Origin of the sequence: Pantoea sp. 18059, assembly GCF_902706165.1 — a bacterium.
GTDB lineage: Bacteria > Pseudomonadota > Gammaproteobacteria > Enterobacterales > Enterobacteriaceae > Pantoea > Pantoea agglomerans.
This window is the reverse complement of the sequence record NZ_CACSJS010000004.1, coordinates 98,379-125,117: the sequence shown is the minus strand read 5'-3', so window position 1 is coordinate 125,117 and position 26,739 is coordinate 98,379. Positions and strand designations below refer to the sequence as shown.

Annotated in this window: 21 protein-coding genes; 17 read left to right on the top strand and 4 right to left on the bottom strand. The window is 57.0% G+C overall.

The genetic code is table 11. The features are described from left to right. The first annotated feature begins 48 nt into the window (after positions 1 to 48). The 5 genes from GVJ63_RS12560 (at position 49) to GVJ63_RS12540 (ending at position 4,483) form a co-directional block, all read left to right on the top strand. Complete coding sequence (locus GVJ63_RS12560) at positions 49 to 1,407, top strand: PTS sugar transporter subunit IIC (protein ID WP_010248669.1); 1,359 nt, start codon at positions 49 to 51, stop codon at positions 1,405 to 1,407. Further along, positions 1,404 to 2,831: a glycoside hydrolase family 1 protein gene (locus GVJ63_RS12555; RefSeq protein ID WP_159226960.1), complete on the top strand. Its 1,428-nt coding sequence runs from the start codon at positions 1,404 to 1,406 to the stop codon at positions 2,829 to 2,831. The genes GVJ63_RS12560 and GVJ63_RS12555 overlap by 4 nt, the downstream gene beginning before the upstream one ends. Positions 2,832 to 2,846: 15 nt before the next feature. Then, positions 2,847 to 3,164: a PTS sugar transporter subunit IIB gene (locus tag GVJ63_RS12550; protein ID WP_010248665.1), complete on the top strand. Its 318-nt coding sequence runs from the start codon at positions 2,847 to 2,849 to the stop codon at positions 3,162 to 3,164. 96 nt (positions 3,165 to 3,260) lie between these two features. Continuing rightward, a complete protein-coding gene (locus GVJ63_RS12545) occupies positions 3,261 to 4,034 on the top strand; it encodes an FCD domain-containing protein (protein WP_159226959.1) in 774 nt (257 codons plus the stop codon). Next, positions 4,031 to 4,483 carry a GNAT family N-acetyltransferase gene (locus tag GVJ63_RS12540; protein ID WP_159226958.1) on the top strand — a complete coding sequence of 151 codons (453 nt, stop codon included), beginning with the start codon at positions 4,031 to 4,033 and terminating at the stop codon, positions 4,481 to 4,483. The genes GVJ63_RS12545 and GVJ63_RS12540 overlap by 4 nt, the downstream gene beginning before the upstream one ends. 40 nt (positions 4,484 to 4,523) lie before the next feature. Here the strand turns inward: GVJ63_RS12540 and GVJ63_RS12535 are convergent, their stop codons facing one another. From GVJ63_RS12535 to mutH, 4 genes are all read right to left on the bottom strand, one after another. Next, positions 4,524 to 5,564, bottom strand: coding sequence for an NADP(H)-dependent aldo-keto reductase (locus tag GVJ63_RS12535; RefSeq protein ID WP_010248659.1), 1,041 nt, complete (start codon positions 5,562 to 5,564; stop codon positions 4,524 to 4,526). 140 nt (positions 5,565 to 5,704) lie between these two features. After that, on the bottom strand, positions 5,705 to 5,923 hold the full coding sequence (locus GVJ63_RS12530) for a YgdI/YgdR family lipoprotein (protein ID WP_003853956.1): 219 nt from the start codon (positions 5,921 to 5,923) through the stop codon (positions 5,705 to 5,707). A gap of 118 nt (positions 5,924 to 6,041) precedes the next feature. Next, complete coding sequence (locus GVJ63_RS12525; RefSeq protein WP_010248654.1) at positions 6,042 to 6,752, bottom strand: TerC family protein; 711 nt, start codon at positions 6,750 to 6,752, stop codon at positions 6,042 to 6,044. A gap of 99 nt (positions 6,753 to 6,851) precedes the next feature. Continuing rightward, positions 6,852 to 7,529, bottom strand: coding sequence for a DNA mismatch repair endonuclease MutH (mutH, locus tag GVJ63_RS12520; protein ID WP_159226957.1), 678 nt, complete (start codon positions 7,527 to 7,529; stop codon positions 6,852 to 6,854). Positions 7,530 to 8,213: 684 nt separating this feature from the next. Here mutH and rppH point away from each other — a divergent pair. The 12 genes from rppH to recD all read left to right on the top strand — a co-directional run bounded on the left by rppH (position 8,214) and on the right by recD (position 26,728). After that, positions 8,214 to 8,741, top strand: a complete 528-nt coding sequence (gene rppH / locus GVJ63_RS12515) for an RNA pyrophosphohydrolase (RefSeq protein ID WP_009087042.1) — start codon at positions 8,214 to 8,216, stop codon at positions 8,739 to 8,741. 12 nt (positions 8,742 to 8,753) lie between these two features. Beyond that, entirely contained in the window at positions 8,754 to 11,000 is a 2,247-nt protein-coding gene (ptsP, locus tag GVJ63_RS12510; RefSeq protein WP_010248647.1) for a phosphoenolpyruvate--protein phosphotransferase, read from the top strand. A 327-nt stretch (positions 11,001 to 11,327) separates the two neighbouring features. After that, positions 11,328 to 12,209, top strand: coding sequence for a prolipoprotein diacylglyceryl transferase (lgt, locus tag GVJ63_RS12505; protein WP_010248645.1), 882 nt, complete (start codon positions 11,328 to 11,330; stop codon positions 12,207 to 12,209). Continuing rightward, entirely contained in the window at positions 12,206 to 13,000 is a 795-nt protein-coding gene (thyA, locus tag GVJ63_RS12500; RefSeq protein WP_159226956.1) for a thymidylate synthase, read from the top strand. The genes lgt and thyA overlap by 4 nt, the downstream gene beginning before the upstream one ends. Before the next feature lie 187 nt (positions 13,001 to 13,187). Continuing rightward, positions 13,188 to 13,658, top strand: a complete 471-nt coding sequence (locus tag GVJ63_RS12495; RefSeq protein ID WP_033785646.1) for a prepilin-type N-terminal cleavage/methylation domain-containing protein — start codon at positions 13,188 to 13,190, stop codon at positions 13,656 to 13,658. Next, the gene (locus GVJ63_RS12490; protein ID WP_022623818.1) at positions 13,655 to 14,182 is read left to right on the top strand and encodes a prepilin peptidase-dependent protein; all 528 of its coding nucleotides are present in this window, start codon (positions 13,655 to 13,657) and stop codon (positions 14,180 to 14,182) included. The genes GVJ63_RS12495 and GVJ63_RS12490 overlap by 4 nt, the downstream gene beginning before the upstream one ends. Beyond that, on the top strand, positions 14,179 to 14,583 hold the full coding sequence (locus GVJ63_RS12485; protein ID WP_033769930.1) for a DUF2509 family protein: 405 nt from the start codon (positions 14,179 to 14,181) through the stop codon (positions 14,581 to 14,583). Before GVJ63_RS12490 ends, GVJ63_RS12485 begins: the two co-directional genes overlap by 4 nt. Next, positions 14,543 to 14,869 carry a prepilin-type N-terminal cleavage/methylation domain-containing protein gene (locus tag GVJ63_RS12480; RefSeq protein ID WP_235038355.1) on the top strand — a complete coding sequence of 109 codons (327 nt, stop codon included), beginning with the start codon at positions 14,543 to 14,545 and terminating at the stop codon, positions 14,867 to 14,869. The genes GVJ63_RS12485 and GVJ63_RS12480 overlap by 41 nt, the downstream gene beginning before the upstream one ends. A 101-nt stretch (positions 14,870 to 14,970) precedes the next feature. Next, complete coding sequence (gene recC, locus GVJ63_RS12475; RefSeq protein ID WP_159226955.1) at positions 14,971 to 18,348, top strand: exodeoxyribonuclease V subunit gamma; 3,378 nt, start codon at positions 14,971 to 14,973, stop codon at positions 18,346 to 18,348. Between the two features lie 108 nt (positions 18,349 to 18,456). Next, positions 18,457 to 21,354 carry a pitrilysin gene (gene ptrA, locus GVJ63_RS12470; protein WP_159226954.1) on the top strand — a complete coding sequence of 966 codons (2,898 nt, stop codon included), beginning with the start codon at positions 18,457 to 18,459 and terminating at the stop codon, positions 21,352 to 21,354. Next, positions 21,351 to 24,890, top strand: coding sequence for an exodeoxyribonuclease V subunit beta (recB, locus tag GVJ63_RS12465; RefSeq protein WP_159226953.1), 3,540 nt, complete (start codon positions 21,351 to 21,353; stop codon positions 24,888 to 24,890). The genes ptrA and recB overlap by 4 nt, the downstream gene beginning before the upstream one ends. Beyond that, on the top strand, positions 24,887 to 26,728 hold the full coding sequence (recD, locus tag GVJ63_RS12460; RefSeq protein WP_010671032.1) for an exodeoxyribonuclease V subunit alpha: 1,842 nt from the start codon (positions 24,887 to 24,889) through the stop codon (positions 26,726 to 26,728). Before recB ends, recD begins: the two co-directional genes overlap by 4 nt. Positions 26,729 to 26,739 lie beyond the last annotated feature (11 nt).

The window sequence follows — 26,739 nt, the reverse complement described above, 5'->3', positions numbered from 1 at the left end:
ACCACGACGATTACAGGAATACCGATCTTACATCTCTGAGGGTTGATCATGTCTCTACAGGACCGCCTTATCGATTCCCTGGGCAGCTTTGCCACCCGCTTTAACAGTTATCGCTACATCATGGCGATTAAAGCCTCATTCATTACCCTGATGCCGGTGATCATTGTTGGCGCTTTCTCGGTATTGATCTCTAACATGGTGCTGGACAGCAAAAATGGCCTTGCCAGCTTTGCCGCCCTGGCTTTTTTAGCTGACCTCAAGCCCATCACCAGCAGTATCAATTACGCCACGCTCAGCTTTCTCAACATTGGTGCGGTGTTCCTGATTGGTATTGAGCTTGGGCGCATCAACGGTATAAAAACGCTGTTTCCCGGCCTGCTGGCGATCATCTGCTTTGTATCCGTGACGCCGACCACCTTACAGATGATGGTCGATGGGCAGATGCACCTGGTCACCGACGTGCTGGCCAAACAATTCTCCGATACCAAAAGCCTGTTTCTCGGCATGTTTATCGCCATTCTGTCGGTAGAGATCTACTGCCGCCTCGAACAGGTTGAGCGGCTGAAAATCAAAATGCCCGACACCGTGCCGCCCAATGTGGCCGCCTCTTTCTCCGCGCTCATCCCCTCAATCATCACCGTGACGCTGATAGCGACCTTTGGCTTTATCTTCCATCGCGTCACCGGCATGTACCTTTACGACGCGGTATACCAGGTGGTGCAGCAGCCGCTGGAGTCGGTGGTGCAGAGCCTGTGGGGCATTCTGATTCTGATGTTCGTCGCCCAGCTGTTCTGGGTGATTGGTATTCACGGCAACCAGATGGTGAAGCCGATCCGTGAGCCGCTGTTGCTTGGCGCGATTATGGTCAACATGACCGCTTTTGAGCAGGGAAAAGAGGCACCGAACATCATCACCATGCCGTTCTGGGATGTTTATATGAGCATCGGCGGCTCCGGCCTGACCATCGGGCTGCTCACCGCCGTGATGCTGGCAACACGACGCAAAGAGATGCGTGAAATCGCCAAACTGTCGTTCGGGCCAGGCATTTTCAATATCAACGAGCCGGTTATATTTGGTATGCCGATTATGCTTAACCCGATCCTGGCTATCCCTTTCATCATCACACCGCTAGTGACAGGTTCTATCGGCTACTTCGCTACGGTGATGGGATTTGCCGGGAAAGCCGTGGTGATGGTGCCATGGACCACGCCTCCGATTATCAATGCCTGGCTGTCAACGGCCGGATCGATGGGTGCGGTGGTGACGCAGATCGTCTGCATTCTGGTGTCAGTACTTATCTATCTGCCATTTGTGAAAGTCGCAGCCCGCCGCGCGGATGCAGCAGAAGCAGCGGAAGCAAAGAGCCTGCAACCTGAGCTGAACCCCAACCGAACGGAGGTTTTATGAGTCGTCAGACTGTTCACATACCTGAGAATTTCATTCTGGGAGCTGCTGCCTCCGCCTGGCAGACGGAAGGCTGGAGCGGAAAAAAAGCGGGGCAGGACTCCTGGCCTGACGCCTGGTATCAGCAGGATCGTCACGTCTGGCACAACGGCTACGGCCCGGCGGTTGCCACCGACTTTATCAGCCGCTTTAGTGAGGATGTGGCGCTAATGAAGGCCAGCGGGCTGACCCACTACCGCACTTCGATCAACTGGTCGCGTTTCCTGATCGATTACGAAACCGCTACGGTCGATGAGGAATACGCGGCTTACTATGACCGGCTGATTGATGAAATGCAGCGCCAGGGCATTGAACTGATGCTCTGTCTGGAGCATTACGAGCTGCCCGCCACGCTGCTGGACCAGTATGGCGGCTGGCAGTCAAAGCATGTGGTTGAACTGTTTATCCGTTATGTCGAACAGGTGTTTAAACGCTATGCCGGTCGGGTCACGCGCTGGTTTGTGTTTAACGAGCCGATTGTGGTGCAAACCCGCGTCTATCTCGACGCGCTGCGCTGGCCTTATGAGCAGAACACCCATAAATGGATGCAGTGGAACCACCACAAGAATCTGGCGACCGCCCGGGTAGTGCAGCTGTTCCGCGCGGCAGGCTATGCTGGTCGCATTGGTACCATACTCAATCCGGAAGTCACCTATCCGCGATCATCAGCCCCGCACGACCAGAAGGCAGCGCATATTTATGACCTGTTCTACAACCGGGTGTTTCTCGATCCCGCCATTAAAGGCGAGTATCCGGCGGAGCTGCTGGCGCTGCTTGATAAGCATCAGATTGAGTGGGAAACCACTCCGGAAGAGCTGGCGATTATTGCCGCCAATACCGTCGATGAGGTCGGGCTTAATCTCTACTATCCGCATCGCGTGAAGGCACCGTCCCGCGCCTGGCATTCCGAGACACCCTTTCATCCCGCCTGGTATTACGAACACTTTGAACTGCCGGGGCGACGGATGAACCCTTCGCGCGGCTGGGAAATTCAGCCTGAAATTATCTGGGATATGGCGCAGCGGATGCGCGATGAGTACGGCAATATCCCGTGGTTTGTGGCGGAAAGCGGTATGGGAATTGAGAACGAAGCGCAGTTCAAAAATGCCGACGGGGAGATTCAGGACGATTACCGCATCGCATTTATCAGCGAGCACCTGCATCAGGCGATACGCGCCAGTCAGGCGGGTATTAACTGTCAGGGCTACATGCTGTGGGCGTTTACCGACAATGTCTCGCCAATGAATGCCTTTAAAAATCGCTATGGTCTTATCGAAATCGACTTAGATAAGCAGCGTCAGCGCCGTATGAAGAAATCTGCCCACTGGTTCCGTACGCTGCGCGACACGCAGCAATTTACCCTGTGGCTTGATGATGAGCCGAAATAACGCGAGGAAACGAGCATGAAACGAATTGTTCTGGCCTGTGCTGCGGGCATGTCGACCTCAATGGTGGTGACGCGGATGGAAAAGGAGGCTGCCGCTCGCGGACTGGCATTTCAGATCTACGCCATTCCGGAGCAAAACCTGCGTGAAGAGCTGCAAAACTACGGCAACGAGGTGGTGGTCGTGCTGCTCGGGCCACAGGTGCGCTTCAAACTGGAGGAGAACAGAAAACTCACCGACAGCTATCAGTTGCCCATCGCGGTGATCGATACGGTTGCTTACGGCACGCTGAATGGTGCAAAGGTACTCGATCAGGCGCTGGCTTTGATACACTGAGCCCCAGTTTGCGAGCCAGCCTCTCCGGTTCGCGGGCATTGTCGCGCAGGGAACCGCGGCAATGCCGTTAGCGCATTGATTGCAAAGGGTGACAGTGTGGACAAAGCCGAAGCGCCGCAAGAAAAAAAGCAGTATCAGGAAATTGGTCAGCACCTGCGTCAGCAGATCTGTGACGGGCACTATCCGGTGGGATCGCGCCTGCCGCCTGAACGTCAGCTGGCTGAAACCTGGGGCGTCAGCCGGACCATCGTGCGCGAGGCATTATTGATGCTGGAGCTGGAAGGTACGGTGGATATCCGCCAGAGCTCCGGCGTCTATGTGATGCGTATTCCTTCCGCCAGTGATGATGAAGAAGAGGCCTTCTTCCGCAGCGACGTTGGCCCGTTTGAAATGCTACAGGCACGTCAGTTGCTGGAGAGCAATATTGCAGCCTTTGCCGCAAAAATGGCGACCAAAGCGGACATTGAAAATCTGCGCCGAACGCTGGAACAGGAGCAGCGTGCTATCGCCGCCAACGACAGCAATCAGGACAACGACAAGTTGTTTCATCTGCTGCTGGCGGGTGCCAGTCAGAATCAGATGCTGCTCGATACCGTCACCAGCATCTGGCGACATCATGACAGTAGCCCGCTCTGGCAGCAGCTGCGCCCGCAGTTTGAAACCCGCGCCTATCGCCTGAAGTGGCTCGGCGATCACCAGACTATCCTGGCTGCTCTGCGTCGGCGTGATGTGATGGGGGCCTGGCAATCTACCTGGCAGCACCTTGAGAACGTCAAGAATACGCTGCTGGAGCTTTCCGACGCCGATGCGCCTGACTTTGATGGCTACCTGTTTGATTCAGTCCCGATCTTTCAGGGGAAACTGATGTGATTGAGATTGTATCGCTCAGCGATGCCCCCCAATTTGCCGATCAGATCATCGACTGGCAGTGGCGCGCATTTGGTGAAGCCACCAGCCGGGCGTTCTTTGCCAGTGTGGTGAACAGCAGCCTTATCGGTGCTGATTTTCCGGTAACTTTTGTCGCCGTGGAGGCGGGCAGGGCAGTCGGCACGGTGGGATTCTGGCGCTGCGACCTGATCAGCCGTCAGGATCTTTTCCCCTGGCTGGCGGCGCTCTATGTTGATGAGTCGGTGCGCGGCAAAGGTGTCAGTGAGGCGCTGCAGCAGCATGTCATCGCCTATGCGCAGGCACAAGGCTATCCACGGTTATGGTTATGGTCAACGTTTGGGGGCTACTACGAACGTTATGGCTGGCTGCCACAGGGCCAGGCGCTGGAGTATCCCGCTAAGCCGGTAAAACTCTATTATCGCGACCTGTAAGAGATGCCAGCCGCCATCGCGGCAGCTGGCAACAGAGCGCTCAGGGAGCCGGATAGGTATAACGTCGGTGGATCGCCTCAATGCCTTCCAGGATCTCTGCATTTAAGGTCAGATTGAAGCTGTCGATATTGATCTGCAACTGTTCAGGCGTAGTGGCGCCCAGCAGCGTGCTGGCCACAAACGGCTGCTGACGCACATAGGCCAGGGCCATCTGCGACGGGTCAATCTGATGCTGCTGAGCCAGTGCCACATATTCGGCAATCGCCTTTTGTGACTGCTCGCCGCTGTAGCGGGTAAAGCGGCTGAACAACGTGTTGCGTGCGCCCGCAGGCTGCGCGCCATTCAGGTATTTGCCGCTCAGCGTTCCAAACGCCAGGCTGGAATACGCCAGCAGCTCTACGCCTTCATGCTGGCTGATTTCGGCCAGACCCACTTCAAAGCTGCGGTTCAGCAGGCTGTAGGGATTCTGAATGCTGATAATGCGCGGCAGCTCATGCTTCTCCGCCAGCTGCAGATAGCGCATCACGCCCCACGCGGTTTCGTTCGACACCCCGATATAGCGGATCTTACCGGCGCGCACCTGTTCGGTCAGCGCTTCCAGCGTCTCCAGCAGCGTCACCTGAGCGGTGGTTTCGCTGTACTGATAGCCGAGCTTGCCAAAATAGTTGGTCTGACGCTGTGGCCAGTGCAGCTGGTAGAGGTCAAGGTAGTCAGTATTCAGGCGTTTCAGGCTGGCATCGAGTGCTGCGCGGATATTTTTACGGTCCAGCGCCATATCCGGGCGAATCGACGCATCATTGCCACGTGAAGGCCCGGCCACTTTACTGGCCAGAATGATTTTGTCGCGGCTGCCGCGCTGTTTAAGCCAGCTGCCAATATATTGTTCGGTCAGACCCTGGGTTTCCGGACGCGGGGGCACCGGATACATCTCGGCAGTATCAATAAAGTTGATGCCGGAACGGATAGCTAAATCCAGTTGAGCATGGGCGTCGGCTTCGCTGTTCTGCTCGCCAAACGTCATGGTGCCCAACCCCAGCTGACTCACTTCCAGCGTGCTGTGGGGAATACGATGATAGTGCATTGCCAGCTTCCTTTTCTTTATGGAATGGAATGTTGTGTCCTCAGGGACTATAGCGCGAGCAATGGCGGGGAAGGAAGGGGGAAAAGTCGGGGAAATCACCTGCCAGCCGGGAATCGGTGGCAGGTGATTAAATCGGGCACTTAACGTTCAATGATCGTAGAAACCTCATCGCTGTTAATCTGCACCATATGACCCGTCTGGTCAGTGTACTCCACCAGGCCGGTCTCTTTATCAATGCTCGGCTTGCCTTCGGTCATGATCATCCGGCCATCTTTGGTCGCCATGACATAATCAGAACTGCATCCACTTAAGAATGCGGCGGTTACCATCACCAGTGCTACTCCTGCCAACCCTTTCATCACGCCTAATCCTCACAAATGGTCAAGTGCAAACAGTGTAGTAATAAATGGTTTTGCCGGCAGGGTTAATCGTATGAATCTGAAAATAACCGGGCGAGCAGGCTCGCCCTTGACTTTATCAGGCGTGCTTTTTCTTACTGCGCATCAGGTTAAGACACTCAACCGCCATTGAGAAGAACATAGCGAAATAAATGTAACCTTTTGGTACGTGGACCGCAAAACTCTCCAGGATCAGGGTGAAACCGACCAGAATCAGGAAAGAGAGAGCCAGCATTTTCACTGACGGATGGCGGTCAACAAACTCACCGATAGCGCGCGCAGCGAACATCATCATCAGCACGGCAATAACCACCGCCGCCATCATAATGAACAGATGATCGGAGAGGCCGATGGCCGTGATCACCGAGTCGAGGCTGAAAATAATGTCGAGCATCATGATCTGCACAATCGCACCCAGGAAGGAATGGACGCGGGTGTTGTGTTCGCCTTCGCTGCCTTCGATCGTTTCATGGATCTCCATGCTCGATTTCCACAGCAGGAACAGTCCGCCAAACAGCAGAATCAGATCGCGCGCCGAGAACGCATGATCCATCAGCGTAAAGAGCGGGTTAGTCAGACGGGCTACCCACGCGATAGAAGCCAGCAGGCCAAGACGCATCAGCATCGCGCCCATCAGACCAATGCGACGTGCGCTGGCTTGCTGGTGTTTTGGCAGTTTAGCGACCACCAGCGACAGGAAAATGATGTTATCAATACCCAGCACCACCTCAAGGATGGTCAGTGTGCCCAGCGCCAGCCAGGCGTTGGGATCGGAAATCCACTCAAACATACCGACATTTAATCCTAAACGAAAAGTAAACGGCGATTATACGCATTCATTTCGCCGATCTCCCACAAAATTGCGACACATCAACGCGGGTGGCGATATTCAGAGGAGAAAATGACGCGCCAGCAGGGGCCCGGTGAAGCTTTTCTTCAGGTAGAAACCTCGCGGCAGCGTCATGATTGGCTGGCCCTGATCGCCGATTCCTTCTGTCAGCGCTTTGCTATTGGCGGCTTTGGGCCGGATTTGCAGCCAGGCACCATGTCGCGCGGTAATCTGCTCTACGCGACCCAGCACAATCATATCCATCAGCTCTTCCCAGTCCTGTCGCAGCATCTCATCTTCTTCCGCATCGGGGCTCCATAACAGCGGCGCGCCGACACGGCGTTCCCGCAGCGGAATCTCACGCCCGCCTTCAACCGGGATCCACAATACCCGCGCCAGCTTGTGGCGCACATGGCTGGTGAGCCAGGTCACGCCGCTGTTGCCGGTCAGAGGTGCCACACAGACAAAGGTGGTTTCCAGCGGTTTACCCTGCGCATCAATCGGGATAGTTTTCAGTTCGATACCCAGATGGGCAAAGTCCTGCTCCGCTTTGCTGCCTGCGCTGGCACCAAGATGCCACTCCAGCAGCATGCCGACCCAGCCCTTGTCGCGTTTGAGATCCGCAGGCATGAGCAGACCGGCGCGCGCGGCCAGGGTTTCCAGGGTTAAACCGGCTAAATCCTGCGCGCGTGCCAGCAGGCTGGCTTCATCTTCAGGTGGTCCTGGCTGGTAACTCATGGTGAACACTCGCAATGATTAAAATTTGTACAACAGCAGGTGAGTCACGTTTCTCACATAAATAATCCGCGTCAGGGATCGATAATAACATGATAGATCGTGCTTTTTTTAGCGGATTGCACGCTCGCCGCCCCAGGTGCTTCAGGGTTATCCCAGCTTACCCGCAACAATGAACAGGATCTCCAGCCCGGTTATCCACAGAAAAATGGGATAACCACCGTCTGAGTGCGGTACTGGTTCCATTTACAGCCTTGACTTTTCACGATCTGGCCATAATTTCGCCGCTCTGGCCTAACCCTGAGCGATTATCTGTGGATAAAAAGCAGTGTGCTTATATTTTAAGCAATTGTCAGTTACCATGAAAATATTCACTGTTTATAAAAGATTTACTGGTAAGGTTTTTGATTTAATATCATTAAAAATCAAACGGATGTGTTGCTGGTTCTTTTTGGCTCTTCAGCGTGCACGGAAAAGGTTATTCAGATAACTCCCGCGTTCTGCACAAAGCTATCCACAGAAAAGGTGAATAAGATCGATCTTTTTATAGGTCATTGTTTATAACTTTGCCATTTTCTGTGAGTTATCCCGACGATGATGGCTTAACCCCCCATGAATCCAGTGGTTTACCGCCTGTAAGGAGTGTGAAACAATCAGCTCATTCAAATTTTGCTTTGAGGTAGTCCGGTGATCGATGATGATGGCTACCGCCCGAATGTTGGTATCGTAATCTGTAACCGGCAGGGACAAGTGTTATGGGCCAGGCGCTTTGGACAGCACTCCTGGCAATTTCCTCAGGGAGGCATCAATCCCGGTGAAACCGCAGAACAGGCGATGTATCGCGAACTGTTCGAAGAGGTCGGATTACACCGGAAAGATGTTCGAATACTTGCTTCTACCCGTAACTGGTTACGTTACAAGTTGCCAAAACGTTTGGTGCGTTGGGACACAAAGCCGGTATGTATCGGCCAGAAACAAAAGTGGTTTCTTCTGCAGTTAATGTGTAATGACGCGGATATCAATGTGCAGCACAGCAGCACGCCCGAGTTCGATGGCTGGCGCTGGGTCAGTTTCTGGTATCCGGTGCGTCAGGTTGTCTCCTTTAAGCGCGACGTTTATCGTCGGGTGATGAAGGAATTCGCTGGCGTGGTGATGTCTATGCAGGAGAGTGCGGGGCAGCGAAATAATCCTGCCCATCGACGTAAGAGAGGATAGGCCACGCCCTTTATGCTCACTCAGTTGCGCGAAATTGTAGAAAAAGTGGCGAGTGCGCCGCGTCTCAATGAAGCACTCGACATCCTGGTTAATGAGATCTGTCTGGCGATGGATACGGAAGTCTGTTCCGTTTACCTCGCCGACCACGATCGTCACTGCTACTACCTGATGGCGACGCGCGGACTTAAAAAACCGCGTGGCCGCACCGTGACCCTGGCGTTTGACGAGGGGATCGTCGGTTTAGTAGGCCGTCTGGCCGAACCGATTAACCTTGCTGACGCCCAGAGTCATCCCAGCTTCAAATATATCCCCGCAGTGAAAGAGGAGCGCTACCGCTCCTTCCTCGGCGTGCCGATTATCAGCCGTCGCCAGTTACTGGGCGTGCTGGTGGTACAGCAGCGCGAGCACCGTCAGTTTGATGAAAGCGAAGAGTCGTTTCTGGTCACCCTTGCCACCCAGATGGCGGCATTGCTGTCGCAGTCGCAGATGGCTCAGCTGTTTGGTCAGTTCCGGCAGACGCGGGTGCGCGCAATTGCAGCTGCGCCTGGCGTGGCGGTGGCACCGGGCTGGGTGGATGAGACGCAGCCACTGCTCGATCAGGTTTCGGCTGCCTCAACGCTGGATGTTCATCGCGAACGTGAGCGTCTGTCGCTCGCCATGAGCGAAGCCACCAGTGAATTTCGTCGCTTCAGTAAACGCTTCAGCGCCAGCGCTCAGAAAGAGAGTGCGGCCATTTTCGACCTTTACTCTCACCTGTTAACCGATGCCCGACTGAAAAAAGATCTGTTCGATGAGATCGAACGCGGATCGGTCGCCGAATGGGCAGTGAAACAGGTCATCGAGAAGTTTGCTGAACAGTTTGCCAGCCTGACGGACACCTACCTGCGTGAACGCGCAGGCGATCTGCGGGTGCTGGGTCAGCGCCTGCTGTTTCACCTTGACGATACGCTGGTCGGCACCAATGCCTGGCCGGAACGCTTTGTGCTGGTGGCCGATGAACTGACCGCCACCACCTTAGCTGAGCTGCCGCATGAGCGGCTGGCGGGCGTGGTGGTGCGTGACGGCGCAGCCAACTCCCATGCGGCGATTCTGACCCGCGCGATGGGGATCCCGACGGTCATGGGCGCTGACATCCAGCCTCATCAGCTCAACAAACGTTTGCTTATCGTCGATGGGTATCGCGGTGAGCTGTTGATCGATCCCGAGCCGGTGCTGGTGCAGGAGTACCAGCGTTTGATCAGCGAAGAGAATGCGCTTAGCAAAATGGCGGAAGGCGTGGTCGATCAGCCCGGTGAGCTGAAAAGTGGCGAGCGCGTGCAGGTGATGCTGAATGCCGGCTTAAGCCCGGAGCATGAGCAGACGCTGGGCAACTGGGTGGATGGCATCGGTCTCTACCGCACCGAAATCCCGTTTATGCTGCAGAACGGCTTCCCGTCGGAAGAGGAGCAGGTGGCACAGTATCAGGGCATGTTACAGCTGTTTCACAACAAGCCTGTGACGCTGCGTACCCTGGATGTGGGAGCAGATAAACAGCTACCCTACATGCCTATCAGTGAAGAGAATCCCTGTCTGGGCTGGCGCGGCATCCGCCTGACGCTTGATCAGCCGGAAATTTTCCTGGTGCAGGTGCGCGCGATGCTGCGTGCCAACGCCGCATCCGGCAACCTCAGTATTCTGCTGCCGATGATCAGCCATATCGATGAGATCGACGAAGCGAAAAAGCTGATCGATCGCGCAGGACGCGAAGTCGAAGAGATGCTGGGCTATACGATCCCCGCGCCGCGCATCGGCATCATGATTGAAGTGCCGTCGATGCTGTTTATGATCCCGCATCTGGCGTCAAGGGTCGATTTTGTCTCGGTTGGCACCAACGATCTGACCCAGTATCTGCTGGCGGTGGATCGCAACAACACCCGCGTGGCCAATCTCTACGACTCGCTGCATCCGGCGATGCTGCGTGCACTGAATACGATTGCGCAGGAAGCCCGTCTGGCCAATCTGGAATTGTGCCTGTGTGGTGAAATGGCCGGCGATCCAATGTGCGTGGCGCTGCTGGTCGGGCTGGGGTATCACCATCTCAGCATGAACGGCAAAAACGTACCACGGGTGAAATACCTGCTGCGCCATCTGGATCACGAAGAAGCACAGCAGCTCAGCGAGCAGGGGATGAATGCTCATACCGCCACTGAGGTTCGTCATCTGGTCTCGACCTTTATGGAGCGTCGCGGGCTGGGTGGATTAATCCGCGGCGGTCGCTAAGCGCTACTTCAGGCTATTTTATTTGCCATTCTGGCCCCGGGCAGTGCTCACACAGGCTGCTTTAGCAACCTGAACGCCCGTCAGGGCGGCCCTGAAGGGGCGAGCACAGCGAGTAATCCTCACGTACTACGTGTACGCTCCGGTTGTTGCGCGCTGTCCGTGACCAGTCTGGCTGCAACAATGTATGCCTGACGAGTCAGACTCTGGGCGTTATCCGCGTTTACATTTGCGGGACAATTCACAAAACCGGCTGTGCTATGATGCGCAGCCTTAATTTATGTGCCTGACAACACCCCCTTTTCAGGGTTGAAAAATAGACGGTGAATGATGAATAACGGCTATATTGCATTTCCGCAGTTCGATCCGGTGATCTTCTCGATTGGACCGGTTTCGCTTCACTGGTACGGTCTGATGTATCTGGTGGGCTTTGTTTTCGCCATGTGGCTGGCTGTCCGCCGCGCCAATCAGCCGGGCAGCGGCTGGAAAAAAGAGGAAGTGGAGAACCTGCTTTATGCCGGTTTCCTGGGGGTCTTCCTGGGTGGACGCATCGGCTATGTGCTGTTCTACAACTTACCGCTGTTCCTGGAAAATCCACTCTATCTGTTCAAAGTCTGGGATGGCGGCATGTCGTTCCACGGTGGCCTCATCGGGGTGATTGTCGTCATGCTGGTCTTTGCCCGCCGCACCCGACGTAATTTCTTCCAGGTGGCTGATTTCATCGCGCCGCTGATCCCGTTCGGTCTGGGTGCCGGTCGTCTCGGCAACTTCATTAACGGTGAGCTCTGGGGCCGTGTCGATCCGGGCTTCCGCTATGCCATGCTGTTCCCTGGCTCCCGCAGCGAAGATGTCGCGCTGGCCGCCACCAATCCGCAATACCAGGCGCTGCTCAACACCTACGGCGTGCTGCCGCGTCATGCTTCGCAGCTCTATGAACTGGTGCTGGAAGGGATAGTGCTGTTTATCATCCTGAATCTGTTTATTCGTAAGCCACGCCCGATGGGCAGCGTCTCTGGCCTGTTCCTGATTGGCTATGGCGCCTTCCGTATTATCGTTGAGTTCTTCCGCCAGCCGGATGCCCAGCTTGGCCTGTTTGAAGGCGGAATCAGTATGGGACAGATTCTCTCTGTGCCAATGATTATTGCCGGTATTATTATGATGATCTGGGCGTATCGTCGTCGCCCGCAGCCACAATTTCGCGAGGAAAAATGAAACAGTATCTGGATTTAATGCAGCATGTGCTGCACGAAGGCACGCCAAAAGCTGACCGTACCGGCACCGGTACGCTTTCAATTTTTGGTCACCAGATGCGTTTCAATCTGCAGGATGGTTTTCCGCTGGTCACCACCAAGAAATGTCATATCCGCTCGATTATTCATGAGCTGCTGTGGTTTCTGAAAGGCGATACCAACATCGGTTATCTCAAAGAAAACAACGTCTCCATCTGGGATGAGTGGGCGGATGAGAATGGCGATCTCGGCCCGGTGTATGGCAAACAGTGGCGCAGCTGGGGAACGGCCAGCGGCCAGGAGATTGACCAGCTAAGCCAGGTGATGGAGCAGCTGAAGCGCGATCCCGACTCACGCCGGATTATCGTTTCTGCCTGGAACGTCGGCGAGCTGAACGAGATGGCGCTGGCTCCTTGCCACGCGTTCTTCCAGTTCTACGTGGCGGACGGCAAACTCTCCTGCCAGCTCTATCAGCGCTCATGCGACATCTTCCTGGGCCTGCCGTTTAACATCGCCAGCTATGCGTTGCTGGTACATATGGTGGCGCAGCAGTGCGATCTGCAGGTGGGCGACTTTGTCTGGACCGGCGGTGATACCCACCTCTACAGTAACCATCTGGAGCAGGCGCGCCTGCAGCTGACCCGTGAACCGCGTCCGCTGCCATCACTTGTTATCAAACGCAAACCATCGTCGCTGTTTGACTATCAGTTCGAAGATTTTGAGATTGAAGGCTACGATCCGCATCCCGCGATCAAAGCCCCTGTCGCCATCTGATTCGCGATAAAAGATAACGCCCTGGCTTCATCGCCGGGGCTTTTTTTTGCCCGCCAACCGGTAAATCTACGGCAACGCTCGCACGCTTCTGCCAATTCATGCTGTTGGGGAAGATTCTCTGCGACGTGCTTTCCAGCCTGCCAAACCGCGCCTTGTTTCATCTGTTCATCACCCGCATTCTGACGCTATGAAAACAGCACACTTACGCGGTTTTACCCTGCCGGAACTGCTGCTGGTGATGGTGATTGCCGGCATGCTGAGTCTTGCCGCGCTGCATGGCTGGCAGCGCTGGCAACAGCGGCTGCAACTGCGCGACAGCGTCCAGCAACTGCAGGGATTCCTGCTTCGGCTGCGTGCCCAGGCCAACCGGCAAAATAGCGATCTGGTTTTATGGTCACGGCCTGGCGATCCCTGGTGCATCGGTGCCGGAAGTCCCCCCGTTGCAGGGTGTGATAGCCGAAAACGGCTGCAATTCGTGGCGCCGCACGCTGGCGTTTCGCTCTATGGCATCCGGGGTGAACCGGGCTTCTATGGCCGACGTAATGTGGCCCGGGCGGGCAGCATTGAGCTGGGTAACAGCGCCGGACGAATGCGGCTGATTATCTCGGCCAGAGCCCGTATTCGCCTCTGCATGACGGATGAGGAGACGTGTCGTTGAAAATGGCCGGATTCAGCCTGCTGGAGATGCTGATCGCCCTGGCAATCAGCGCCGTCGTGATGTTAAGTGCTGGCCGTTTTCTGCCGCTGCTGCTGGCAGAGAACGCCGGCGTGATGCAACGGGCGCAGCTGCGTCAGGAGTTACAGCAGATGATGGCGACGCTGGAAAAAGCGGTGCGGCGTGCCGGTTATTGTCACGGTGAGTGTGGCAGTGGGGCGCTGCAAATCAGAGAGAACTGCCTGCTGCTGCGCTGGGATGAGAACAGCAACGGTAAATGGGAAGGGGTGAGCCATGCAGAGAGTGACTATTACGGTTATCGCCTGCGACAACAGCAGCTTGAGATGCAGCGAGGTGTTGATCAGTGTCAGTCAGCGGGCTGGGAGCGGCTCTCCGATCCCGTGTTTATGACGCTGGAGCAGTTCAGCGTCAGCCAGCAGGGCACGCAGGTCAGGATAGTGCTGCAGGCACGGGCCGGACGCTGGCTTGAAACGATGGAGAGCTGGGTTGAGGCAGATAACCTGTGAAGCAGCGAGGCAGCAGCGCTCTGGGCATGGTGTTGATGATTATGGTCATCGGCAGCTTTACGCTGCATGCCAGCCGTAAGATGTCTGAGCAGGGAATGCGACTGCTGGCGGATGAGCAGCAGTTTATTCAGGGTTTCTGGCGGGCGCAGTCTGCGCTGCAATGGGGCTTCTCCCTGAGCTGGTCAGCCAGTGAGGCGGCCAGCTGTCAGCAGGATGATCGCCAGGGCTGGCGCAGCTGTTTACAACGAGGTGAAAAGGATGAAGGTCTGCTTAAAGGGGAGGCCAGCGGCAGTGGCATGGCAGTCTGGCAGTGGGTGCGGTTACGGGGCAATCAGATTACCGCGTTGCCGCACGGCTGGATTGACTACTGCCCGCTCACGCCCCCGGCCACCTGCCAGTAAGCGCGGTGGATTCAGCCTGCCGGAAGTGTTGTTTGCTCTGCTGTTAATGGCATTAAGCAGCAGCACGCTGTTGCACTATCATCGCGCACTGGCACTGGGATTCAGCCAGCAGTGGTATCAGCGTGAGGCATGGCGGGTGGCTGAGCAGCAACTGATGGGACATGAGAGTCCCGGCTGGACCTCAATACTGCAACAGCAGAGCAGCCCTTCAGGTTGCACACTGGATCGGGCTGACGTGACGGGACCTTATCAGCGCCGTGCCACCCTGACGCGGCTGCGATGTTAACTCTCCCCGGTCGCCCTTTTGATGGGTTTCAACCGCGATACGCGGTAAAGTGACAGAGCCGCAATACCGCAGTCACGTTCTGAGTTATCACAGGAGTTTTCATGTTTCACGTTTATCACTCAAATCAGCTTGATGTGCTGAAGATTCTGGCGGCTGCGGTGATTAAACATGACCCTCTTGATGATCCTTTCGCCTCAGAAATGGTGCTGGTGCAGAGTCCGGGTATGGCGCAGTGGCTGCAGATGGAGCTGGCGCAAACCTTTGGTATTGCTGCTAATATCGAATTTCCGCTGCCCGCCAGTTTTATCTGGGAGATGTTCGTCCGCGTACTGCCCGATATCCCGGTAGAGAGTGCTTTCAGTAAGGCCAGCATGGGCTGGAAGCTGATGCACCGGCTGCCGGAGATGCTGAAGCATGAAGAGTTTACCTCTCTGCGCCACTATCTCCATGACGACGGCGACAAGCGTAAACTGTTTCAGCTCAGCTCCCGCGTGGCCGATCTGTTCGACCAGTATCTGGTCTATCGTGCCGACTGGCTCAACAGCTGGGAGCGCGGCGAAACCATTGAGGGGCTGGGCGAGGCGCAGCGCTGGCAGGCCGCACTGTGGCGCGATCTGGTGAGTTATACCCAGGCCCTGCGCCAGCCTGAATGGCACCGCGCCAACCTCTATGCGCGATTTATCCAGACGCTGGATCAGGCGAAAAGCACGCCGGAAAATCTGCCCAAACGGGTCTTTATCTGTGGCATCTCTGCGCTGCCGCCGGTCTATCTGCAGGCGTTGCAGGCGCTGGGACGTCACATCGACATCCATCTGCTGTTCACCAATCCCTGCCGCGATTACTGGGGCGATATTCAGGATTATGCGTTTCTGGCGAAACTGCAAAGTCGTCAGCGCCGACGCCATGGTGCTGATGAATCACGCGGACTCTTCCGGGATGCAGAGCAGGCACCGGCGCTGTTTAACGACGCTGGTGAACAGCAACTGACCAACCCTTTGCTCGCCTCCTGGGGCAAGCTGGGGCGTGACAACCTGTTTCTGCTCAGTCAGATGGAGTCAAACGACGACATCGATGCTTTTGTCGATGTGGAGCCGGACAACCTGCTGCACTGTATGCAGCACGATCTTCTTAATCTGCAGGATAACGCCATCATCGGACTGAATGCGGCGGAACTGGCACACAGCGATCAGAAGCGCTGCCTGGATCCGGAGGATCGATCAATCGCGGTGCAGGTCTGCCACAGTGCCCAGCGCGAAGTTGAAGTGTTGCAGGATCATCTGCTGGCGATGATGGAGGCCGATCCGACGCTGAAAGCGCGTGACATCATCGTCATGGTGGCGGATATCGACGCCTACGCCCCTTTTATTCAGGCGGTGTTCGCCAATGCACCTGCCGATCGCTATCTGCCGTTTGCGATTTCAGATCGCCGTGCCAGTCAGGCTCATCCGGCCATTGTGGCGTTTTTGCATCTGCTGGCACTGCCGGACAGCCGTTTTGTCTCGGAGGATGTGCTGGCGCTGCTCGATGTCCCGGCGCTCGCTTCCCACTTCGCCATTGATGAAAGCGGCCTGCGTTTACTGCGGCGCTGGGTCAGCGAATCGGGGGTACGCTGGGGGCTGGATGATGCCAGCGTAGAAGCCCTGTCACTTCCGGTTACCGGCCAGCACACCTGGCGCTTTGGCCTGCAGCGTATGCTGCTGGGTTATGCAATGGAGAGCCACAACGGTGACTGGGAAGGAATTCTGCCTTATGACGAGTCGGGTGGTCTGGTGGGGGAGCTGGCGGGACATCTGGCTGAGCTGCTCTCCCGGCTTAATCACTGGCGGCAGCTGCTTGCCGAACCCCGGCCACTGGCGGCCTGGCTGCCCATGTGCCGGGAACTGCTCAATGCCTTTTTCAGCCCCGATGCAGAAACCGAGGCCGCCTTACTGTTGGTGGAAGAGCAGTGGCAGCAATTGATTGAATATGGCATGGATGCGCGGTTTGAAGAGGCGATTCCGGTGGCGCTGTTGCGCGATGATCTGCGTAGCCGGCTTGATCAACAGCGCATCAGTCAGCGTTTCCTGGCGGGGCAGATTAACTTCTGTACCCTGATGCCAATGCGCTCCATTCCTTTTCAGCTGGTCTGTTTGCTGGGCATGAACGACGGCGTCTATCCCCGTACTTTAGCACCGTTAGGTTTTGATCTGATGCAGCAGCAGTCCCGCAAAGGCGACCGCAGTCGCCGCGATGATGACCGCTATCTCTTCCTGGAGGCGATGATTTCGGCGCAGCAGCAGCTCTATATCAGTTATATCGGCCGGGCGATTCAGGATAATACGGAACGCTACCCCTCGGTGCTGGTCACAGAACTGCTGGATTACATTGGACAGAGTTTTTATCTGGACGGTGATGGCCATCTTGAGCTGGATGAGAGTGCCGAACGGGTGCGGATGCACCTGCAGCACCTGCACAGCCGGATGCCGTTTGCCGCCGAGAATTTCCAGCCTGCTGCCAGACTGCAAAGTTTCGCCCGTGAGTGGCTGCCTGCTGCGCGAGGCGCGGGGCAGCCGCAGCCCGATTTTGTGCAGCCGCTGGAGGCGCCGTTAATTGACGCGCTGACGCTGGAGGCGTTCCTGCGCTTCTGGCGACATCCGGTCCGGGCCTGGTTCCACCAGCGGCTTGGCGTGAGTTTCTGGCTGGAGGAGAACGAACTGCCCGACAGCGAGCCGTTTGCGCTCGACAACCTTGAGCGTTATCAGATCAACGCGCAGTTGCTGAATGCGCTGGTCGAAGGCGAGGATACTCAGCGGCTTTATGCGCACCATCGTGCGGCCGGTAATCTGCCTTATGGCGCGTTCGGTGAGCTGTTCTGGCAGGCGCAGCGCGATGAAATGCAGGAAGTGGCGGCAGAAGTGGTCACCCAGCGCAGCGACGGCGAGAGCTGGGAAGTGAATCTGCAACTGGAGCAGGTCAGCTTAACCGGGTGGCTGACGCAGGTTCAGAGTGATGGATTGCTGCGCTGGCGGCCTGGCATACTCAACATGAACGACGGACTGCTACTCTGGCTGGAACATCTGGTCTACTGCGCGCTGGGCGGCACCGGCAGCAGCCGGATGTTTGGCCGGCAGCAGAGCCGCTGGTGCTTCCTTGCCGTGCCGCAGGCAGAGGCGATTACAGCGCTGAATGAGTATGTCACGGGATATCTCGCGGGTATGCGTCAGCCGCTGATGCTGCTTAACAAAAGTGGCGGCGCGTGGCTGACCGCCAGCTACGATAAAAAAAGTCAGCAGTTACTGACCGATGAGGCAACCCAGCTTAAGGCGCGTAATCGCCTGCTGACGGCCTGGTCAGGCAGCTATCAGGTTGAGGGTGAAGGCAGCGATCCCTATCTGCAACGTCTTTGCCGGGTGCTGGATGAGCCACAACTACAGCAGATAACTGAGGCGGCACAGCGCTGGTATTTACCGGTGCTGGCTGCACATCAGGATGATGAATAGCCGATCAGAAGGCGTTTTTGCTGACTGACTCATTACACAGAAATTTTGCTCTGCTTTGAGCCGCCGCGTCCGACATTGGCGGTTTATCGGGAAACGAGAGGGGTTTACATGCGGGTACACGCACGCTGGATAGCGGCGCTAATGTTAAGCCTGATGGCTTGCACAGCGCAGGCGCAGGAGCAGGCATCATCAGGCTGGCAGCCGGTTAACGACACTATTCGCAAAAGTGAACAGGATCCCCGCCACTATCAGGCTATCCGGCTTGATAATGGGATGACGGTATTACTGGTTTCCGATCCTGTGGCACCGAAATCGCTGGCGGCGCTGACGCTGCCGATAGGATCGCTGGACGATCCCGATCAGCAGGCGGGACTGGCGCACTACCTTGAGCATATGGTGCTGATGGGTTCAAAGCACTACCCGCAGCCCGACAACCTGGCTGAATTCCTGAAAAAGCATGGCGGCAGCCACAACGCCAGCACAGCCTCTTACCGCACCGCCTTTTATCTGGAAGTGGAAAATGACGCGCTGGAACCGGCGGTTGATCGCCTGGCGGATGCGGTGGCTGAGCCGCTGCTGGATCCGGTTAACGCTGACCGCGAGCGCCACGCCGTGAATGCCGAGCTGACCATGGCGCGCTCGCGCGATGGCCTGCGTATGGCACAGGTCGGCGCGGAAACCCTGAACCCGGCGCATCCGGCGTCACGTTTCTCGGGCGGCAATCTTGAGACCCTGAAAGATAAGCCAGGCAGCAAACTGCATCAGGCGCTGCAGGACTTTTATCATACGCATTACTCCGCCAATCTGATGAAAGCGGTGATCTACAGCAACAAACCGCTGCCGGAGATGGCGTCGATTGCGGCTAAAACCTTTGGCCGGGTACAAAATCATGACGCCAGCGTGCCGGAGATTACGGTGCCGGTGGTGACCGATGCGCAGCAGGGCATCATCATCCATTACGTTCCGGCTCAGCCGCGCAAGCAGCTCAAAATTGAATTCCGCATTGCCAACAACAGCGATCGGTTCCGCAGTAAAACCGACACGCTGATCAGCTATTTAATCAGTAACCGCAGCAAAAACACGCTGACTGACTGGTTGCAAAAACAGGGGCTGGCCGACGGGGTGAATGCGGGCGCTGACCCGATGACCGAGCGTAACAGCGGCGTGTTTGCGATTACCGCGTCACTGACTGATAAAGGTCTGGCGCAGCGCGACCAGGTCGTGGCGGCGATATTCAGCTACATCAATCTTCTGCGTCAGCAGGGGGATGATAAGCGCTATTTCGATGAAGTTTCGCATGTGCTGGCGCTCGACTTCCGCTATCCCTCAATTACCCGCGATATGGATTACATTGAATGGCTGGCCGACACCATGCTGCGCGTACCGGTTGAACATACGCTGGATGCACCTTATCTGGCGGATCAGTACGATGCCGCCGCGATTAATGCCCGGCTGAAAGAGATGACCCCGCAGCATGCGCGTATCTGGTACATCAGTCCGCAGGAGCCGCACAACAAAAAAGCCTATTTTGTGGATGCGCCTTATCAGGTTGAGAAGATCACTCCACAAACCTTTGCAGACTGGCAGCAGCGCGCCAGCCAGATTACGCTGGCGATGCCCGTGCTGAACCCCTATATCCCGGACGACTTCACCCTGTTACCGTCAGACGGCAAAACGTATCAGCATCCGGTGAGACTGGATAACCAGGATGATATGCGTATTTACTGGATGCCCAGTCGTTATTACGTCAGCGAGCCAAAAGCGGCGATCACCCTGGCGTTACGCAATAAGCACACCATCAGTGATGCCCGTCAGCAGGTGCTGTTTGGCCTGAATGACTACCTTTCCAGCCTGGCGCTGGACGAGCTTAATTCACAGGCTTCAGTGGGCGGCATCAGCTTCTCAACGGGTGAAGATGAAGGGCTGGTATTCAGCGCCAACGGCTTCACTCAGCGTCTGCCGACCCTGCTGAAGAAACTGGTGGAAGGTTACGCCACTTTCCAGCCGACAGAACAGCAGCTGGAGCAGGCGAAATCCTGGTATCTGGAGCGGCTGGACGCGGCGGAAAAGGGCAAAGCGTTTGAACAGGCGATTCAGCCGATGCAACTGCTGTCGCAGCTGCCATATACCCAGCGCGAGGCTCGCCGCAAGCTGGTAAGCACACTCTCACTTAAGGATGTCACTGACTATCGCGATACGCTGTTCCGCGACGCGACGCCGGAGATGCTGGTAGTGGGCAACCTCAGTGCTGACAGCGTGACGCAGCTGGGGCATGAGCTCAAACAGCAGATGCAGAGTCATTCGACCCGCGACTGGCATAGTCAGTATGTCTTGATTAAAAAACCGCTGAAAGCCAACCTGCAACAAAAAGGCAGCAGCACCGACTCCGCCCTTGCCGCGCTCTATGTTCCACTGGGATACAGTGAATATCAGAGCATGGCGCACAGCTCCATGCTGAGCCAGATTGTGCAGCCGTGGTTCTACAATCAGCTGCGGACCAAAGAGCAGCTCGGCTACGCGGTGTTTGCCTTCCAGATGCCAGTGGGTCGCCAGTGGGGGATCGGCTTCCTGCTGCAAAGTAACAGCAAACAACCGGGCTGGCTGTTGCAGCGCTATCAGGCCTTCTACCCGCAGGCGGAAAAACGTCTGCGCAGTATGAGCCAGGCAGACTTTGCCCAGTATCAGCAGGCGATGATCAATGATTTGCAGCAGCGTCCTCAGACGCTCTTTGAGGAAGCGGATCGCTTTAGCCGCGACTTTGATCGGCAGAATGATCAATTTGATACCCGGCAAAAAATGACAGAGCAGGTTCAGCGGTTAACCCCGGCGAGCCTGGCAGACTTTTTCCGGCAGGCCGTGATCGAACATAAGGGCATGGTGATGACCTCGCAGATTGCAGGCACCGGCAATGGCAAAGTTGAGTTTGCCCGTCAGCCTGGCTGGAAAACCTGGAGTGAAGTGGCACAACTGCAGCAGTCGCTGCCGGTAAAGAGTGAGACCCAATGACGCAGTTACCTCCCGTATCGCTGAATCCTTTAACGCTGCCGCTCAGAGGCGAGCGGCTGATTGAGGCGTCAGCGGGCACCGGAAAAACCTTTACCATTGGTCTGCTCTATCTGCGCCTGCTGCTGGGGCTGGGCGGTGAAAACGCCTACAGCCGGCCGCTCTCTGTCGAAGAAATTTTAGTCGTGACCTTTACCGAGGCCGCGACCGCCGAATTGCGCGGGCGCATCCGCGAGAATATTCATCAGCTACGTCTGGCCTGTATCCGCGGCAAAAGCAGCAATCCGATGCACCAGTTACTGCTGGAGCAGATGCCTGATCTGGCTCAGGCCGCCGCGCAGCTGCTGGCTGCCGAGCGGCAGATGGATGAAGCCGCCATTTTTACCATTCACGGCTTCTGTCAGCGGATGCTGAATCTCAATGCCTTTGAGTCGGGCATGCTGTTCGAGCAGGAGTTGATTGAAGATGAGCAGGCGCTGCTGAAGCAGTCGGCCGCCGATTTCTGGCGTCGTCAGTGCTATCCACTGAGTCTGGATGTGGCACGGATCATCGCCGCAGAGTGGAGCGGGCCGGACAGCCTGCTGACCACGCTGCGCCCCTGGCTGCAGGGGGAGTCGCCGGGGCTGAAACGTCCGCCTGCCGCCGATGAGACGCTGGCATCACGCCACGCACGCAATCTGGCGCGCATCGAGGCCATCAAGCAGCAGTGGCAGGCGCTCAGCGCCGATGTTGAGGGCATTATCACTGCATCTGGCGTTGATAAGCGCAGCTACAGCAGTAAACATCTGCCCAACTGGGTCGCCCGCGTCACGCAGTGGGCCAGCAGCGACACGCTGGATTATCAGCTGCCCAAAGAGCTGGAGCGCTTTGGACAGCAGGTGCTGGAGGAGAAAACTAAAAAGGGTGAAGCGCCGCGTCATTCGCTGTTTGAGGCGATCGATCAGTTTCTGGCAGAACCGCTGTCGCTGCGGGATGTCATCATTGCGCAGGCGCTGACCGATGTGCGCGCCACGGTGCAGCGCGAGAAACGGTTACGTGCACTGTTAGGCTTCGACGATCTGCTCAGTAAACTGGATGAAGCGCTGCAGCAGCCAGGTGGCGTTTTGCTGGCAGAAACCATCCGGGCGCGTTACCCGGTGGCCCTGATTGATGAATTCCAGGATACCGATCCGCAGCAGTACCGCATCTTCCGCACGCTCTATATTAATCAGCCTGAACAGGCACTGTTTCTGATCGGCGATCCTAAGCAGGCGATCTATGCGTTTCGCGGTGCGGATATTTTTACCTATCTGCGGGCCAGAAACGAAGTCAGCGCTCACTACACGCTCGATACCAATTGGCGTTCATCACCTGAGATGGTCGGGAGCGTCAACCGCCTCTTTTCTCAGCTCGATTCGCCTTTTCTGTTCTCGGCGATCCCCTTTCAGCCAGTTAAGCCTGCTGCGCCCAATCAGTCGCTGAAACTGATTTTTGACGAGCAGCAGCAACCGGCGTTACGGTTCTGGCTGCAGCCTGGCGAGGGCGTGGGTAACAGCGATTACCAGCAGTTTATGGCACAGCAGTGTGCGGCCGATATCAGCCGCTGGCTGGTGGCCGGACAGCAGGGGCGCGCCCGCCTGGGCAAAGGCGAGGCGCTGCAGCCGGTGCGGGCTTCCGATATCACCGTGCTGGTGCGCAGTCGTAATGAGGCCGGTTTAATCCGCGACGCGCTGAATGCGCTGTCGATTCCTTCGGTCTATCTCTCCAGCCGGGACAGCGTCTACACCACGCCGGAAGCGCGCGAACTGCTCTGGTTACTGCAGGCGATACAGGCACCTGAGCAGGAACGTCTGCTGCGCAGCGCGCTGGCGACCTCAATCTTTGCTATTGATGCAGCAACGCTAGACGCGCTGACACAGAATGAACGCGAGTGGGATGCGCTGGTGGAGCAGTTTGCCGTCTGGCAGCAGCTCTGGCATCAGCGCGGCGTGTTACCGATGCTGCGTGACGTGATGATCAGGCGGCAGCTGGCAGAGAATATGCTGGCCTCGGAGAACGGTGAACGTCGCCTGACCGATCTGATGCATCTGGGTGAACTGCTGCAGGAGGCTTCGGTGCAGCTGGAGAGTCCGCACGCCCTGGTGCGCTTCCTGGCGCAGCAGATTGCCCGGCCAAACAGCCAGGCCTCCAGCCAGCAGTTGCGTCTGGAAAGCGACCGCCATCTGGTGCAGATCATCACCATCCATAAATCGAAAGGACTGCAATATCCGCTGGTCTGGCTGCCATTTGCTGCCGGGTTCCGCGAGGCGGCCAGCTCGCTTTATCACGATCGCGACACGTTCACGGCACTGCTGGATGTGCAGGGTGATGCACAAAGTCTGGCGCTGGCCGAAGAGGAGCGCCTGGCGGAGGATCTGCGTCTGCTCTACGTGGCGCTGACCCGTTCGGTCTATCACTGCAGCGTCGGCATTGCGCCACTGATCAAAGGCACCCGCAAAAAAGAGGGCGAAAGCGATCTGCACAAGAGCGCGCTGGGCTACCTGGTGCAGCAGGGTGAGGCGGCGGATGCGCAGCAGCTCAGTCAGCGATTGAATGCGTTAACCGGTGAAGGGATTGCGCTGGTTGAAGAGGCTCTGCTGCCGGGAGAAATGTGGCAGGATGCGCAGCAGGGCGATGAGGTTTTAAGCAGTCGCGACATTACGCGCGCGCTGGCTGACGTCTGGCGGGTAACCAGTTATTCAGGCCTGCAACAGCATCACAGCTCGCCGCTGCTGGATGCGATGCCCAATTTTGATATTGATGCAGCGGGCGAAGAAGAGAAGGGTGAAGAGGCTGCATTGACACCCCACCACTTTCCGCGCGGAGCGGCACCCGGTACGTTTTTGCACGGTCTGTTTGAGTCGATCGACTTTACCGAACCGCCGGACAGCGTCTGGCTGGAAGATCAGCTGCAGCATAATGGCTATCCGCTGACCTGGTTGCCGGTTCTGGAACAGTGGATTGACCGGGTCTTACATACGCCGCTCAATGCTGAGGGGCTGACGCTGTCGGCGATAAAAAGCAGCGAACGCCTGATTGAGATGGAGTTCTATCTGCCGATCAACAATCTGCTGACTGCGGCGGATCTTGACGCTCTGCTGCGCCGGCACGACAGCCTCTCTCAGCAGGCCGCCCCCCTGGATTTTCGTCAGGTGCGGGGCATGCTGAAGGGCTTTATCGATCTGGTCTTCCGCTGGCAGGGAAAATATTATCTGCTCGACTACAAATCGAACTGGCTGGGGGATAGCCACGCCGCTTACACGCCAGAGGCGATGGCGCAGGCGATGATTGGCCACCGCTACGATCTGCAGTATCAGCTCTATACGCTGGCGCTGCATCGCTATCTGCAGCATCGCCTGCCGGACTACGACTATCAGCGTCACTTTGGTGGGGTGTTTTATCTGTTTTTGCGCGGGATGGATGGCAGCTCGCCGGACAACGGCATTTTCGCCACCCGACCTGCTGAAGCCTTTGTGGAAGAAATTGATGCACTGTTTGGTGAAACCGGGGAGATGTTATGAGTGACATGCTGAGTCTGCTGCTGCAGGCGGTAGAGAAGCGTCTCCTGCGGCCGCTGGATATACAGTTTGCCCAACTGGTGGCCCCGGAATCACAGCCTGGGCTGCTGCTCGCTGCGGCCTGCGTCAGCGCTGACGCGGGTGAGGGGCACGTCTGTTTACCGCTGAGCAACCTCTGCGAAGCGAATCTGTTCGCTGGTCGCCAGCCTGCGCTGGCTCAGGCGATCTGGCACGCTGCTGGTGCGCCGGAAGACTGGACAGCACGCTTTGCTGACTGGTCGGCTGTGAGTGATGGCAGCCTGGTTACGCCGCTGGTGCTGAGCAATCAGCGTTTATATCTGCATCGGCTGTGGCAAAGCGAAGGCCGGGTCGCCGACTTCTTCGCTGCGCAGGAAGTGAAAACTGCGTTTGATATGCATGCTGCAGGCGACGTGCTGAACAGCCTGTTTGACGACCAGCCGGAGAACTGGCAGAAAATTGCGGCGGCCGTGGCGCTGACCCGCAAGACTGCGGTTATTTCCGGCGGGCCGGGTACCGGTAAAACCACCACAGTGGCGAAACTCCTCGCTGCCCTGATTCGCCTGAATCCCGGTGCACTGCGGATTCAGCTGGCGGCACCGACCGGCAAAGCCGCCGCGCGACTGACCGAGTCACTGGGCAGTGCACTGCAGGAACTGGCGGTCAGCGACGAAGAACGCCGGCGTTTTCCTGCCGAAGCCACCACGCTGCATCGCCTGCTGGGCGCACAGCCCGACACTCAGCGGCTGCGCTACCATGCCGGTAACCCACTGCACCTTGATGTGCTGGTGGTTGATGAAGCGTCGATGGTCGATCTCTCAATGATGGCAAAACTGATCGCCGCGCTGCCTGCCCATGCCCGCGTCGTGTTTCTGGGCGATCGCGATCAGCTGGCCTCGGTCGAAGCCGGTGCGGTGCTGGGCGACATCTGCCGCTGCACCGAAAGCGGCTACAGCCTGGCACGGGCTGAACAGCTCGCGCTGCTGACCGGCTGCACACTGCAGGGCAGTGACGATGTGCAGGCACCCGCAGTCCGCGACAGTATCTGTCTGCTGCAGAAGAGTTATCGTTTTGATGACTCATCAGGCATCGGCCAGCTGGCAAAAGCGATCAATCGTGGCGATGCAGAGCAGGTCAGGGCGGTGTTTGCTGCGGCTTATGAGGATATCAGTTACCAGCCGCTGAACAGCGCTGACGCTTATCAGGCGATGCTGGATGAGGTAGCCCAGGGTTATCAGCCCTTCCTGCAGTTGATCAGACAGCAGTCGTCGCCCGCAGAAGTGATTGCCGCTTTTGGCCGTTATCAGCTGCTGTGTGCATTACGTGACGGGCCATTTGGCGTGCAGGGTCTGAACCAGCGTATTGAGCAGCGACTGATGCAGCTGCAGCGCATCCGTCGTCCTGGCATGGGCAGCCGCTGGTATGAAGGGCGTCCGGTGATGATCACCCGAAATGACAGCGCGCTCGGCCTGTTTAATGGCGATATCGGCATGACGATGCGGGATGAAGAGGGCAACCTGAAGGTCTTTTTCCCGCTGCCGGATGGATCGATCAAGGCGATTCAGCCGAGCCGGTTACCCTCACATGAAACGGCCTGGGCGATGACGGTGCACAAATCACAGGGCTCGGAGTTTGATCATACCGCGCTGGTGATGCCCACGCAGTTTCTGCCGGTGCTGACCCGTGAACTGGTCTATACCGCGATTACACGTGCACGGCGGCAACTGACCATCTACAGCGAACCCGGCGTATTTCAGCGTGCCGTGCAGCTGCAAACGCAGCGACGCAGCGGTCTGGTGGAGCGACTGGGGGAATCTGGCTGAGAAGAGAGGGG